11 protein-coding genes are annotated in these 13,076 nt (G+C 63.4%); 5 read left to right on the top strand and 6 right to left on the bottom strand.

The window, feature by feature from the left end; translation table 11 throughout:
- The first annotated feature begins 99 nt into the window (after positions 1-99).
- From pqqC to CAF92_RS07780, 4 genes are read left to right on the top strand one after another with little or no spacing between them, the layout of a single operon-like run.
- Positions 100-855: a pyrroloquinoline-quinone synthase PqqC gene (pqqC, locus tag CAF92_RS07795; RefSeq protein WP_085600080.1), complete on the top strand. Its 756-nt coding sequence runs from the start codon at positions 100-102 to the stop codon at positions 853-855.
- The gene (gene pqqD, locus CAF92_RS07790; protein ID WP_085600078.1) at positions 852-1,127 is read left to right on the top strand and encodes a pyrroloquinoline quinone biosynthesis peptide chaperone PqqD; all 276 of its coding nucleotides are present in this window, start codon (positions 852-854) and stop codon (positions 1,125-1,127) included. Before pqqC ends, pqqD begins: the two co-directional genes overlap by 4 nt.
- The gene (gene pqqE, locus CAF92_RS07785; RefSeq protein WP_085600076.1) at positions 1,099-2,259 is read left to right on the top strand and encodes a pyrroloquinoline quinone biosynthesis protein PqqE; all 1,161 of its coding nucleotides are present in this window, start codon (positions 1,099-1,101) and stop codon (positions 2,257-2,259) included. Before pqqD ends, pqqE begins: the two co-directional genes overlap by 29 nt.
- Positions 2,225-4,045: a S9 family peptidase gene (locus CAF92_RS07780; protein WP_085600074.1), complete on the top strand. Its 1,821-nt coding sequence runs from the start codon at positions 2,225-2,227 to the stop codon at positions 4,043-4,045. The genes pqqE and CAF92_RS07780 overlap by 35 nt, the downstream gene beginning before the upstream one ends.
- Positions 4,046-4,077: 32 nt before the next feature.
- On the opposite strand, the gene CAF92_RS07775 is transcribed toward CAF92_RS07780, so the two are convergent.
- Together CAF92_RS07775 and CAF92_RS07770 are read right to left on the bottom strand one after the other, a co-directional pair.
- Positions 4,078-4,236: a YqaE/Pmp3 family membrane protein gene (locus tag CAF92_RS07775; protein ID WP_009681539.1), complete on the bottom strand. Its 159-nt coding sequence runs from the start codon at positions 4,234-4,236 to the stop codon at positions 4,078-4,080.
- A gap of 153 nt (positions 4,237-4,389) precedes the next feature.
- Complete coding sequence (locus tag CAF92_RS07770) at positions 4,390-5,670, bottom strand: aspartate aminotransferase family protein (RefSeq protein ID WP_046614436.1); 1,281 nt, start codon at positions 5,668-5,670, stop codon at positions 4,390-4,392.
- A gap of 209 nt (positions 5,671-5,879) precedes the next feature.
- Here CAF92_RS07770 and CAF92_RS07765 point away from each other — a divergent pair, with 209 nt between their 5' ends.
- Positions 5,880-6,803, top strand: a complete 924-nt coding sequence (locus CAF92_RS07765; protein WP_046614437.1) for a LysR family transcriptional regulator — start codon at positions 5,880-5,882, stop codon at positions 6,801-6,803.
- Positions 6,804-7,056: 253 nt separating this feature from the next.
- On the opposite strand, the gene CAF92_RS07760 is transcribed toward CAF92_RS07765, so the two are convergent.
- From CAF92_RS07760 to CAF92_RS07745, 4 genes are all read right to left on the bottom strand, one after another.
- Positions 7,057-8,835, bottom strand: coding sequence for an acyl-CoA dehydrogenase C-terminal domain-containing protein (locus tag CAF92_RS07760; RefSeq protein ID WP_085600072.1), 1,779 nt, complete (start codon positions 8,833-8,835; stop codon positions 7,057-7,059).
- 123 nt (positions 8,836-8,958) lie between these two features.
- The gene (locus CAF92_RS07755; RefSeq protein ID WP_046614439.1) at positions 8,959-10,242 is read right to left on the bottom strand and encodes a diguanylate cyclase; all 1,284 of its coding nucleotides are present in this window, start codon (positions 10,240-10,242) and stop codon (positions 8,959-8,961) included.
- Between the two features lie 315 nt (positions 10,243-10,557).
- Positions 10,558-12,363: a phenylacyl-CoA dehydrogenase gene (locus tag CAF92_RS07750; protein ID WP_025337435.1), complete on the bottom strand. Its 1,806-nt coding sequence runs from the start codon at positions 12,361-12,363 to the stop codon at positions 10,558-10,560.
- Positions 12,364-12,654: 291 nt separating this feature from the next.
- Positions 12,655-12,951, bottom strand: coding sequence for a hypothetical protein (locus CAF92_RS07745; protein ID WP_003258614.1), 297 nt, complete (start codon positions 12,949-12,951; stop codon positions 12,655-12,657).
- Positions 12,952-13,076: the final 125 nt, after the last annotated feature.

Below are 13,076 nucleotides of genomic sequence, written 5' to 3'. Positions count from 1 at the left end.
GACACGGTGTATGGCACCGGCTTCGCCGGTGTTCGCGGGCACGCCCGCTCCCACAGGGGGCGAGGTGAGCCGAGACTCAGCTATACAGGAGCCAGCCGAATGAGCGACGCACTGCCAATGTCCCCTGCCGAATTCGAGCAGGCCCTGCGCGCCAAGGGCGCCTACTATCACATTCATCACCCGTACCACGTGGCGATGTACCAGGGGCGCGCCACCCGCGAACAAATCCAGGGCTGGGTGGCCAACCGCTTCTACTACCAGGTCAACATCCCGATGAAGGATGCCGCGATCCTGGCCAACTGCCCGGACCGCGAAGTGCGCCGCGAATGGATCCAGCGCCTGCTCGACCACGATGGTGCACCCGGCGAGGACGGTGGTATCGAGGCCTGGCTGCGCCTGGGCCAGGCCGTGGGCCTGGCCCCTGACCAGCTGCGCTCTCAGGAACTGGTACTGCCCGGTGTGCGCTTTGCCGTGGACGCCTACGTCAACTTCGCCCGCCGGGCCAGTTGGCAGGAAGCGGCCAGCAGCTCGCTGACCGAGCTGTTCGCCCCGCAGATCCACCAGTCGCGCCTGGACAGCTGGCCGCAGCACTACCCGTGGATCGACCCGGCCGGCTACGAATACTTCCGCACCCGCCTGGGCCAGGCTCGGCGTGACGTGGAGCACGGCCTGGCGATTACCTTGCAGCACTACACCACCCGCGCGGGCCAGGAGCGTATGCTGGAGATACTGCAGTTCAAGCTGGATATTCTCTGGAGCATGCTCGACGCCATGAGCATGGCCTACGAGCTGAACCGCCCGCCCTATCACTCCGTCACCCAGGAACGTGTGTGGCACAAAGGGATCACCCTATGAGTTTCGACCGTAATCAAGTGCCGAACTGGCGCCCCGGCTACCGCTTCCAGTACGAGCCGGCGCAAAAGGGCCATGTGCTGCTGTACCCAGAGGGCATGATCAAGCTCAACGACAGCGCGGCCCTGATCGGTGGCCTGATCGACGGCCAACGCGACGTTGCTGCGATCATCAGCGAACTCGAAAAACAGTTCCCCGGTGTCCCGGAAGTGGCCGATGACATCGAGCAGTTCATGGAGGTGGCCCGTGCCGAACACTGGATCGTCCTCGCCTGAGTTACCGCCCACGCCCGCAGTCGGCCTGCCGCTGTGGCTGCTGGCCGAGCTGACCTACCGCTGCCCACTGCAGTGCCCGTACTGCTCCAACCCGCTGGACTTCGCAGCCCAGGGCCAGGAGCTGAGCACCGCGCAGTGGTTCAAGGTGATGGCCGAAGCTCGGGAAATGGGTGCCGCGCAAATCGGCTTTTCCGGCGGAGAACCGCTGGTACGCCAGGACCTCGCCGAACTGATCGGCGAGGCCCGCCGGCTGGGCTACTACACCAACCTGATCACCTCGGGCATCGGCCTGACCGAAGCGCGTATCGCCGACTTCAGGAAGGCCGGCCTGGACCACATCCAGATCAGCTTCCAGGCCAGCGACGAGCAGGTCAACAACCTGCTGGCCGGCTCGAAAAAGGCCTTTGCGCAAAAGCTGGAAATGGCCCGCGCGGTGAAGGCCCATGGCTACCCGATGGTGCTCAACTTCGTCACCCACCGGCACAACATCGACAAGATCGACCGCATCATCGAGCTGTGCATCGCACTGGAAGCCGACTTCGTCGAGCTTGCCACCTGCCAGTTCTACGGCTGGGCCCACCTCAACCGGCTGGGCCTGCTGCCGACCCGCGCGCAGCTGGAACGGGCCGAACGCATCACCAACGAGTACCGGGACAGGCTCAAGGCCGAGGGCAACCCGTGCAAGCTGATCTTCGTCACCCCGGACTACTACGAGGAGCGCCCCAAGGCCTGCATGAATGGCTGGGGCAGCCTGTTCCTCACCATCACCCCGGACGGCACCGCCCTGCCCTGCCACGGCGCGCGCCAGCTGCCGGTGCAGTTCCCCAATGTGCGCGACCACGACCTGCACCACATCTGGTACGACTCGTTCGGCTTCAACCGCTTCCGCGGCTATGAGTGGATGCCCGAACCCTGCCGTTCCTGCGACGAGAAGGAAAAGGACTTCGGCGGCTGCCGCTGCCAGGCCTTCATGCTCACCGGCGATGCCAGCAACGCCGATCCGGTGTGCGCCAAGTCGGCCGACCACGGCATCATCCTCAAGGCCCGCGACGAGGCTGAAAGCGCCCAGCTCACCATTGAAGAGATGACCTTCCGCAATGAACGAAACTCCCGTGTCATCGTCCGCGGCTGAGTTCAGCGCGGCCCAGGCAGTTGCCGCCGGCACCGACTTCGCCGAACTCAAGGTCAGTGCTGCGGGGCTGTTCTGGAACGAGTTTCGCCCGGCCGACGGTGCCTGTCGCATCTGGCACTGGCAGCACCAGCAGGCCCGCTGCCTGACACCTGATGGCTTCAGCGTGCGTAGCCGGGTGTACGAATACGGCGGTGGCAGTTTCTGCCTGGGTGGTGACGGGCTGCTGTTCGTCAACGAAAAGGACCAGCAGGTCTATACCCAGGCCCTGGAAGGCGCAGCACCGCGCGCCCTGACCGATGATGCCAGCTGCCGCTACGGCGATGTGCAGTGGCACGACGGCCTGGTGCTGGCGGTCGAGGAGCAGCATGGCGAACGGGTCGAGCATCGCTTGGTCGCCCTGGGTGAACAAACCCGCGAAGTGCTCGCCGAAGGGGCCGACTTCTATGCATCGCCTACGGTGAGTGCCGACGGCCAGCGCCTGGCGTGGGTCGAATGGGACCGCCCGGCACAACCTTGGACCTTCACCAGGCTGATGTGCCGCACACGTGATGCAAGTGGATGGGGGCCCGCGCTATGTGTGGCCGGCGCTGACGAATCGCTGCAGCAGCCGCGCTTCGATAGCGAAGGCCGACTCTACTGTCTGTCCGACCGCAATGGCTTCTGGCAACCCTGGGGCGAGATCAATGGCTGCTGGCAGGCCCTGCCTGCCGAGCCCGCGGACCACGCTGCGGCACCTTGGCAACTGGGCGCCAGTACCTGGTTGGCGCTGGGGCCGCAAAGCTATCTGGCCAGCTGGTTCGAAGACGGCTTCGGGCAACTGGGGCTGCGCACTGCCGATGGCCGCCTGGAGCGTTTCGCCAGCGCCTACACGCGTTTTCGCAGCCTGGCCATGGATGCCGAACACCTGTACGCGATTGCCGCCTCGCCGATCAGCCCTCCGGCGGTCATCGCCATCGCCCGCGGCAACCACGAGGTCAGCGTATTGGCTGGTGGCGCCGAAGTGCTGCCGGCAAGGCATATCAGCCTGCCGCAGTCGATCCACTACGGCAGTGACGGTCACCGCGCCCACGGTTTCTTCTACCCGGCCGCCCGCTCGCAAGGGGCCGCGCCGCTGGTGGTATTCATCCATGGCGGCCCGACTTCAGCCTGTTATCCCGTGCTCGACCCACGCATCCAGTACTGGACCCAACGCGGCTTCGCCGTCGCCGACCTCAACTACCGAGGCAGTACCGGCTATGGTCGTGAATACCGCCAGGCCCTGCACCTGCGCTGGGGTGAAAGCGATGTGGCCGATGCTTGCGCAGCGGTGGATTACCTGGCCGAACAGGGGTTGATCGACCGCCACAAGGCGTTCATCCGTGGCGGCAGCGCGGGCGGCTACACCACCCTATGTGCCCTGGCGTTCAATAATGTTTTCCGTGCCGGCGCCAGCCTGTACGGGGTCAGCGACCCGGTTGCCCTGGGCCGGGCCACCCACAAGTTCGAAGGGGACTACCTGGACTGGCTGATCGGCGACCCGCTGCAGGACACCGAGCGCTATCGCCAGCGTACACCGCTGCTGCATGCTGGGCAGATCAAGGTGCCGGTGATTTTCTTCCAGGGCGAACTGGATGCGGTGGTGGTGCCGGAGCAGACGCGGTCGATGCTGGCGGCGTTGCAGGCTAACGGGATCGAGGCTGAAGGGCACTTCTATGCTGGGGAGCGGCACGGGTTCCGCAAGGCGGAGAACCTGGCGCATGCGCTGGAAGAAGAATGGAAATTCTATTGCCGGGTGTTGGGGGGCTGAGATTCTGGGGCTGCTTTGCGGCCCCAGATGGCTTAACGCTTGGCGATGATATACACCGCATGCACGATCCCCGGAATGTACCCCAGCAAGGTCAGCAGGATATTCAGCCAGAACGCCCCGCCAAACCCCACCTGCAGGAACACGCCCAGCGGCGGCAGAATGATGGCGATGATGATGCGTATGAAGTCCATGCGAGTCTCTCCTGAAGGGGTTACATCAGAGACTAGCCGTCCGCCACAGAGGTTCAACCGGCAAAAAAAAACGCCCCGGGCCGAATGAAACAGGCCAAGGGCGATGCGCAGGAACGCCAGACGGTTCGTAGAATTCTCGATGTCACCAGGTCGCTAGGCTGGCATTTCGCGGCGGGCCTGCTGCTGGGCATGCAGGCGGGCGAAGGCGCGAGCCAGGCGCAGCAGCATTTCGTCGATGTTGCCCTTGCTCACGGTGAGCGCTGGCGAAAAACGCACCACATCCGCCTGCGGTGCGTTGAGCAGCAAGCCTTCGTGCAGTGCTGCCGCCACCAGTTCGCGGGCGAGGTTTTCTTTCATCTGCAGGGCCCAGAGCAGGCCTTGCCCACGCACTTCGCCCTGGCCATAGCGCCCGGCCAGCCGGTTCAGGCCTTCACGCAGGTGGCGGCCGTTGTCCTGCACCTGGGCGAAAAAACCAGGCTCCAGCACGGTATCCAGCACGGCCAGGCCGGCGGCGCACATCAGCGCGTTGCCATGGTGGCTGCCTTCCAGTTCGCCAGGCTCGGCGCAGCATGCCGTGCCCCGGGCCAACAAGGCCGCCAGCGGTACGCCACCGCCCAGGCCCTTGCCCAGGGTGATGATGTCGGCGCGCACGCCGTAGGTTTCCTCGGCCAGCAGCGCGCCACAACGGCCGATGCCTGTCTGCACCTCGTCGAGGATCAGCAGGATGCCAAGTTCGCGGCACAGCGTTTCCACACCCTTGAGGTATTCCTGCGTGGCCGGGATGACACCCGCCTCGCCCTGGATCGGCTCGAGCATGATCGCCACGGTGCGCGAGTCCACCTCGGCGTGCAGCGCCGCCAGGTCGTTGAACGGCACCTTGCTGAAGCCCGGCAGGCCGGGCTCGCAGCGGTTGCATGGCAGCGGGTCGGACGCCGACAACGCGCCCAGGCTGCGGCCATGACAGGCCTGGGTGGCGGTGATGATGTGATAGGCGCCGTTGCGGTGCATCTGGCCCCACTTGCGCGCCAGCTTGATCGCGCCTTCGCAGGCTTCGGCGCCGCTGTTGAGCAGGTAGGCCTGGTCGCTGCCGGTGCTCTGGCACAGGCGGTTGACCAGCCCCAGCAGGCCACGGCTGTGGAAGCCTGAGCCCGGGTTGATCAGCGCCTGGGCCTGGTTGCCCAGCGCCTTCACCAGAACACTGGGGCTGTGGCCCAGGCTGTTGACTGCACCACCCTGAGTGAAGTCCAGGTAGGCATGCCCTTCGTTGTCCCACAACCAGGAGCCCTGGCCACGCACGAACACCTGTGCTGCACGTTCGGTGCTGGGCATCAGGCGCTCACGCGACAACTGCGGCGCTTCCGGCACGATCACCGGCGCACGCTTGGGCTCGGCGACGGCGGCAGGGGCCGGGCGGCGCAGGTTGAACAGGTTCATCAGGGCTCCAACCAATCACGACAGGCGCGGCCACGGTGCGGTCTGGGTGCCGCTACTCGGTATTTTGCCTTGCCTATCAAAAGTGTTTTTCATTCGGGGTAACAATCGTTTGATTGATCGCTGTAACCCGTTGGAATACGGCGATAGACTAGGCCTCGCGAGGGTTTTCGACCATTTCGTTTTTCCAGCATTTTCGATAAGTGTTGCTTATGGATTTCCGCCAACTGCGTTATTTCGTCGCGGTGTATGAAGAAGGCCACGTGGGCCGCGCCGCCGAGCGCCTGTCACTGTCGCAGCCAGCGCTTTCCCAGCAGATCCGTCAGCTGGAGCACAGCCTCGACCTGAGCCTGTTCGAGCGCAGCAACAAGCGGCTACTGCCAACTCTGGCCGCCCATACCCTGTACAACCACGCCCTGCCGCTGCTCGATGGGCTGCAGCGAGCCCACGAAGCGATGCGCAACTTCAAGGGCCAGTCGCTACGTACCTTGGCCATTGGCGTGCTGCAGACCGTGCGGCCAAGCCTGGTGCCGCAGCTGCTCGAACGGCTGCGCAGGGCACAGCCACACCTTGTGGTGCAGATCTACGAATTGTCGGGGCTGGAGATCGAACGGCGCCTGCTCAACGGCAGCCTGGATATCGGTATCAGCTACCTACCGCCACGCCAGCCAGGGCTGCATGGCCTGCTGCTGTACGAAGATGAGCTGCAGCTGGTCATCCCGTCCACCCACCCGCTGAAGGATTTCAAGAAGGTGTCCATTCGCCAGGCCGCCGAGCTGCCCATGTTGATGCTGGGCGAGGAATTCCAGATTCGCCAGATCTGGCAGGCGCAACTGGCCAGCCAAGGCCGTCGGCCGCAGGTGCAGGCAGAGATGAACAACATGGCGGGGATTCTCGACAGCCTGGCCCATACCGCACTGGCCACCATCCTGCCGGGGCGGGCCAAGGAAGCCGCCGAGGATGATCAGGGGCTGCTGTGGAAGCCGTTGAGCGAGCCACGGGTACCACTGAAGGTTGGCTTGGTGTTTCGCGATGCCCAGCGCCAGCAAGCCTCTGTGGAGCTGCTGCGCACGCTGCTGGAGGAAGAGACGGACGCCCGCCTGTTGGGCTCATCACCGCTGGATGTGCTGGGCTGAAAAAACACGCGCACAAAGAAAACCCCGCCTAAGCGGGGTTTTCCAGACTGTTTCCCTGTGACATCCGTATCGCCCCGCCATCCTGGCAGGTGTTCCTTCGTCGTCATCCGTGATCTGTCCTTTGCGCTTCCTGCGCAACGTCCATGTGGTAAAGAATAGCCGTGGATCCAATCTGAGAACAGTGGTGAAACGTCACCACGTCGTGTAGGAAAAAGCTTACACGGCAGGGCCGCATTGCAGCCCCCAAAGTCTCTCAGAACTGCTCGGCATCCAGCAGGTACAACGACTCACTCCCTGCCTTCACCGAAGCCACCAGCGAATCCACCCGCGGCAGCAACCGCGCAAAGAAGAACCGCGCCGTACCCAGCTTGCCCGCATAGAACGCTTCATCCCCCTCACCCGCCTGCGCCGCCTGCGCCATCAATGCCCACATGTAGGCATAGGCGACATAACCAAACGCATGCAGGTACTCGACCGAAGCCGCGCCAATCTCGTTCGGGTTGCCCTTGGCCTGCTCAAGGACCCACTCGGTCAGCCCGTCGAGTTGATCGAGATAGTTTTCCAACGGCTTGGAAAATTCTTTCAGTTCGCTACCCGCACCAGCAATGAACTGGCGAATCTCGTCGGAGAACAGCCGGTAGTACGCCCCACCACTGGCCACCACCTTGCGCCCCATCAGGTCGAGGGCCTGGATACCGTTGGTGCCTTCGTAGATCTGTGTAATGCGCACATCGCGCACCAATTGCTCCTGCCCCCACTCGCGAATGTAGCCATGCCCGCCGAACACCTGCTGGCCGTGCACCGCGCACTCAAGGCCCAGGTCGGTGAGGAAGGCCTTGGCCACCGGCGTCAGCAGTGCCACCAGCTCTTCACTGCGCTTGCGCACGGCGGCGTCTTCGCTGTATTTGGCGCTGTCCAGCTGCATGGCCACATAGCTGGAGAAAGCCCGGCCACCCTCGATCAGCGCCTTCATGGTCAGCAGCATGCGGCGCACATCCGGGTGGACAATGATCGGGTCAGCGGCCTTGTCCTTGGCTTGTGGCCCGGTCGGGGCGCGGCTCTGCAGGCGGTCGCGGGCGTACTCCACGGCGTTCTGGTAGGAGCGCTCGGCCGAAGCCAGGCCCTGGATACCAACGCCCAGGCGCTCGTAGTTCATCATGGTGAACATGGCCGCCAGGCCCTTGTTCGGCTCACCGACGATATAGCCGACCGCTTCGTCGAAGTTCATCACGCAAGTGGCCGAGGCCTGGATACCCATCTTGTGCTCGATCGAACCACAGGTGGCCGCGTTGCGCGCCCCCAGGCTGCCGTCTTCATTGACCAGGAACTTCGGCACCAGGAACAGCGAAATGCCTTTCGGCCCCGCCGGTGCATCCGGCAGCTTGGCCAGCACCAGGTGGATGATGTTCTCGGTCAGGTCGTGCTCGCCGCCGGTGATGAAGATCTTGGTGCCGCTGACCTTGTAGCTGCCGTCGGCCTGGGGCTCGGCCTTGGTGCGGATGATGCCCAGATCGGTACCGGCGTGCGGCTCGGTGAGGCACATGGAACCGGCCCACACGCCGGCGTACATGTTCGGCAGGTACTTTTTCTTCAGCGCTTCACTGGCGTGGGCATTGATCGACAGGCAGGCGCCGGCAGTCAGCATCGGGTACAGGCCGAAGGACAAGCTGGAGGCGTTGACCATTTCCTCGACCTGGGCCGAGATGACCTTGGGCATGCCCATGCCGCCGAACAGCGGGTCGCCGCCCACGCCCACCCAACCGCCTTCGGCGTAGGTGTTGTAGGCCTCGGTGAAACCGGCCGGTGTACGCACCGCGCCGTTGTCCCAGTGGCAGCCCTCTTCATCTGCGGCGCGGCTGAGCGGTGCAATGGATCTGGCAGTGACCTTGCCGGCTTCCTCCAGCACCGCCATGGCCGTGTCGGCATCGACAACCTCGGCCAACCCGGGCAACTGCGCCCACTGCTCAGCCACGTTGAAGACTTCATTCAGTACGAAGCGCATGTCGCGCAGGGGCGCTTTATATTCAGCCATGACAACCTCTCGCTAGTCGGGTCGGGGCGGTCTCGGGGAACCGCGACACTGGGTTACAGGCAGTGTAACCGAACAACTTTTACGAGACATAGGGTCATCAACAGACCGCATAGTCAATTTTGGTCACGCTGTACGCACTGCCCCTCGCTGTGCTTGTTGCCCATGTACCATGACACAATTGCGCCCTGCGCCCTTGGCGCTGTACAGCGCCTGGTCGGCGGATTTCAGCACCGCTTCGGGGTCACGATGATCGGCCTGGCGCTCGGCCACGCCGATGCTTATGGTGACCGACACCGTACCTCCGCTGCTGCCCGCCCGTCGCTGGCGCCCGGCGGTATCGTCCTGCGGGCGGTTGTGCTGGTCTCGCAGGTGCATCACGTAGTTGGCGATCATTTCGCGCACGGCTTCCACATGCGGCACGCACTCCTCGGCAGTCTTGCCGGCAAACACCAGGGCGAATTCCTCGCCGCCATACCGGTAGGCGCGGCCACCCCCGGTGACCTTGGACAGGCGGCTGGCAACCAGGCGCAGCACCTGGTCGCCAACGTCGTGGCCGTGGGTGTCGTTGAATTTCTTGAAGTGATCGACATCGGTCATGGCGATCACATAGTTGCGCCCCAGGCGCTGCATACGCTCGTTCAGCGCACGGCGCCCAGGCAGGCCGGTCAGCTCGTCGCGGAAGGCCATCTGGTAGGCCTCGTGCGCCACCGCTGCGGCGATCATCAGCATTACCTGGCTGCACATGATGTTCAGGGTGAACGGCAGGATGAAGGTTTGCGGCAGCATCCAGAAGATACCCAGCAGGCCCATCACCTGCGCAGCGTGCAGCGGCCGTGGCGCGCGCAGGTATTGCACCACCAGCAGGATGAACACGCCGAGGAACAGCGGGTAGACCATCTGGATCAGGCTCATCCACTTGCCATGCAAGGTTGGCCAGCGGATTTCCGCCAACCAGGTCAGCAGCGCTTCGGGGTAGCTTTGCTCCAGGGCCACTGCCACGCTGCCCACGGCAAACAGCACGGCGCCGCGGGCGACCAGGTCCTGCAGCAGGTGGGTACGCTCCTGCCAGGCACCATATAGCCCGAACAGGGCGGGCAGCAGCAGGCACACAAGATGGAAGATCACCGCCGCGTCCTCGCGAACGCGGCCATGGTCACGGTAGAAGTCGGTCTGAGTGTCGAGCAGGTAGTAGGCGATGTACACCGTGAGCATCAGGAATAGCTCGCGCTGGCGACGGTACACCGCACAGTAGGCGCCCCCCAGCAGCAAAACCAAGGTTGGCAGGACATTGAACAGCGACGTGAAAAAGACACTGAGGTCTCTCACATAGGCCGCGGCGAGGCCTGCCAGCAAAAGAATCAGCGAAGGCAGGAAGTGGCTCGCGCGAACAGCGTTAAAACGAAACAAGGGTAATCTCCAACCCGGCAGATCAATGGTGGCATTGTGCCCTTACTTCATCGGCAGTGCACATGAACAGTTGAATATGCGGATGGAATGAACAGGAAATTCCGGCGTGCACGCGATCATTGTGGGAGCGGCCTTGCGTCGCGAAAGGGGCGCGAAGCGGCCCCAGCTTTTTGTATCACAGCCGAAATTGCCGGGGTTGCTACGCAACCCTTTCGCGACGCAAGGCCGCTCCCACAGGGGATAGCGTTCAGCTTTCCAGAATGTAAAAACCCGCCTGCCGGTGAAGGCAGGCGGGTTTGCTTTACAACGGCAGGATCAGTACGACAGGCCGAAGTGCTCTTCGTCCATCGCCATCAGGTTGTTGGCACCCGACAGCATGGTCGCCACGTGGGTACGGGTACGCGGCAGGATGCGCTGGAAGTAGAAGCGCGCAGTCTGCAGCTTGGCGGTGTAGAACGCTTCTTCGCTGGTGCCGGCAGCCAGTTTCTCGGCAGCCAGGCGGGCAATGTCGGCCCAGAAGTAAGCCAGGCAGGCGTAGCCGGAATACATCAGGTAATCGACCGAGGCCGCACCCACTTCTTCGCGGTCCTTCATGGCGGCCATACCGACTTTCATGGTCAGCTCACCCCATTCCTTGTTCAGCGCCGCCAGCGGTTCGACGAATTCTTTGACCGCTTCGTTGCCTTCCTGCGCCTGGCAGAACTTGTGCACGATCTTGGTAAAGCCCTTCAGCGCTTCGCCCTGGGTCATCAGCACCTTGCGGCCGAGCAGGTCCAGGGCCTGGATGCCGGTGGTGCCTTCGTACAACATGGAAATGCGGCTGTCGCGCACGTTCTGCTCCATGCCCCATTCGGCGATGAAGCCGTGGCCACCGTAGATCTGCACGCCATGGTTGGCGGCTTCGAAACCGACCTCGGTCATGAACGCCTTGGCGATCGGGGTCAGGAACGCCAGCAGGGCATCGGCCTTCTTGCGCTCTTCTTCATCCTGACTGTACTTGACGATGTCCACCTGCTTGGCAGTGAAGTACACCATCGCGCGGTTGCCTTCGGCGAAGGCCTTCATGGTGAGCAGCATGCGACGCACGTCCGGGTGGACGATGATCGGGTCAGCAGCCTTGTCCGGTGCTTTCGGGCCGGTCAGGGAACGCATTTGCAGGCGCTCACGAGCGTACTTCAGGCCACCCTGGAACGCTACTTCGGCGTGGGCCAAGCCTTGCAGCGCGGTACCCAGGCGGGCGGTGTTCATGAAGGTGAACATGCAGTTCAGGCCTTTGTTGGCCGGGCCGATCAGGTAGCCGGTAGCGCCGTCGAAGTTCATCACGCAGGTGGCGTTGCCGTGGATACCCATCTTGTGTTCGATCGAGCCGCAGCTCACGCCGTTGCGCTCGCCCACACCGCCTTCGGCGTTGGGCAGGAACTTCGGCACGATGAACAGCGAGATGCCTTTGGTGCCAGCCGGTGCGTCCGGCAGGCGGGCCAGGACGATATGGACAATGTTGTCGGCCATGTCGTGCTCACCGGCCGAAATGAAGATCTTGGTGCCCGACACCTTGTAGCTGCCGTCGGCCTGTGGCTCGGCCTTGGTGCGCAGCATGCCCAGGTCGGTACCGCAGTGCGGCTCGGTCAGGCACATGGTGCCGGTCCACTCGCCGGATACCAGCTTGGTCAGGTAGGTGTGCTGCTGCTCGGCAGTACCGTGCGCAGAGATGGTGTTCATCGCGCCGTGCGACAGGCCCGGGTACATGCCCCACGACCAGTTCGAACCGCCGACCATTTCGCTCAGGGCCAGGCCCAGCGATTCCGGCAGGCCCTGGCCGCCGTGCTCGACGTCATGCGCCAGGCTCGGCCAGCCACCTTCTACGAACTGCTGATAGGCCTCTTTGAAGCCGGTAGGGGTTTTCACGCCCGATTCGCTCCAGGTGCAGCCTTCCTGGTCACCCACGCGGTTCAGCGGCGACAGCACCTGCTCACAGAACTTCGCGCCTTCTTCGAGGATCGCGTCGACCATGTCGGGCGTGGCGTCCTGGCAACCCGGCAGGCTCTGATAATGCGCCTCATAACCGAGCAGCTCGTCGCGAACGAAGCGGATATCACGCAAGGGGGCTTTGTAATCAGGCATTGCGATGAACCTCTAGGTGAGTTCTGTGGGGGTGACCCGCACTTGGCGGCCGTCGATCAAACAGTTGTTTGAAACTTACGTTTAGCTCCGCCTTATGTCAAGGATGGACTATGGTGCCATTTACGCCACGAAAAATGGCATTCATGCCAAGCCTTGAAAAATAAAGACGCCCCTGCGGGAGCGGGCGTGCCCGCGAAAGGGTCAGGCCAGGCAGTAGAGGTACCTGATCTGACGCATTCCCAGGCACACCCGCTCCCACAGGGGCTGCGTGTAAATCGGGTGAGCGCCCTGTCAGGCGTAGGTGTCGATGATCCGGCCGAGCATTTCGTCGGATGCCTTGGCGACCTTTGCGCCCAGTTCGACTTCAAGTTTGCCCACGGCCAGCTGCACGGTGCTGGTGGCCAGGTCCATCTGCTGGCTGCGGTCGACCGCGCGCAGGCGTTCGGCCTGAAAATCGCTGGACTGGCTGGTGGCGCTACGTTCGGCGGTGGTGCTGGCGATCTGGCTGGCGGCCTGATCGACGCGGTTCTGGCCGGTCTGAATTGCGCTCAGGCCCGCGTAATAGGCGGAGCTACCGGTGATTTCCATGTCAGGACTCCATTGACGCTGGATGACGAACAGGCCCAATTAAAGCAGGCCAAAGGCGAAAAGGCCCGTTTAAATCCCTAATGGCCTGGTGCCATTTGATAGGCCTTGGGTATTCCTGCACTGGC

This window comes from Pseudomonas sp. B10(2017) (assembly GCF_002113295.1).
In the GTDB taxonomy this organism is placed as follows: Bacteria; Pseudomonadota; Gammaproteobacteria; order Pseudomonadales; family Pseudomonadaceae; genus Aquipseudomonas; species Aquipseudomonas pudica.
The sequence above is the reverse complement of the archived record's forward strand: the minus strand, read 5'-3'. Positions and strand labels throughout refer to the sequence as shown.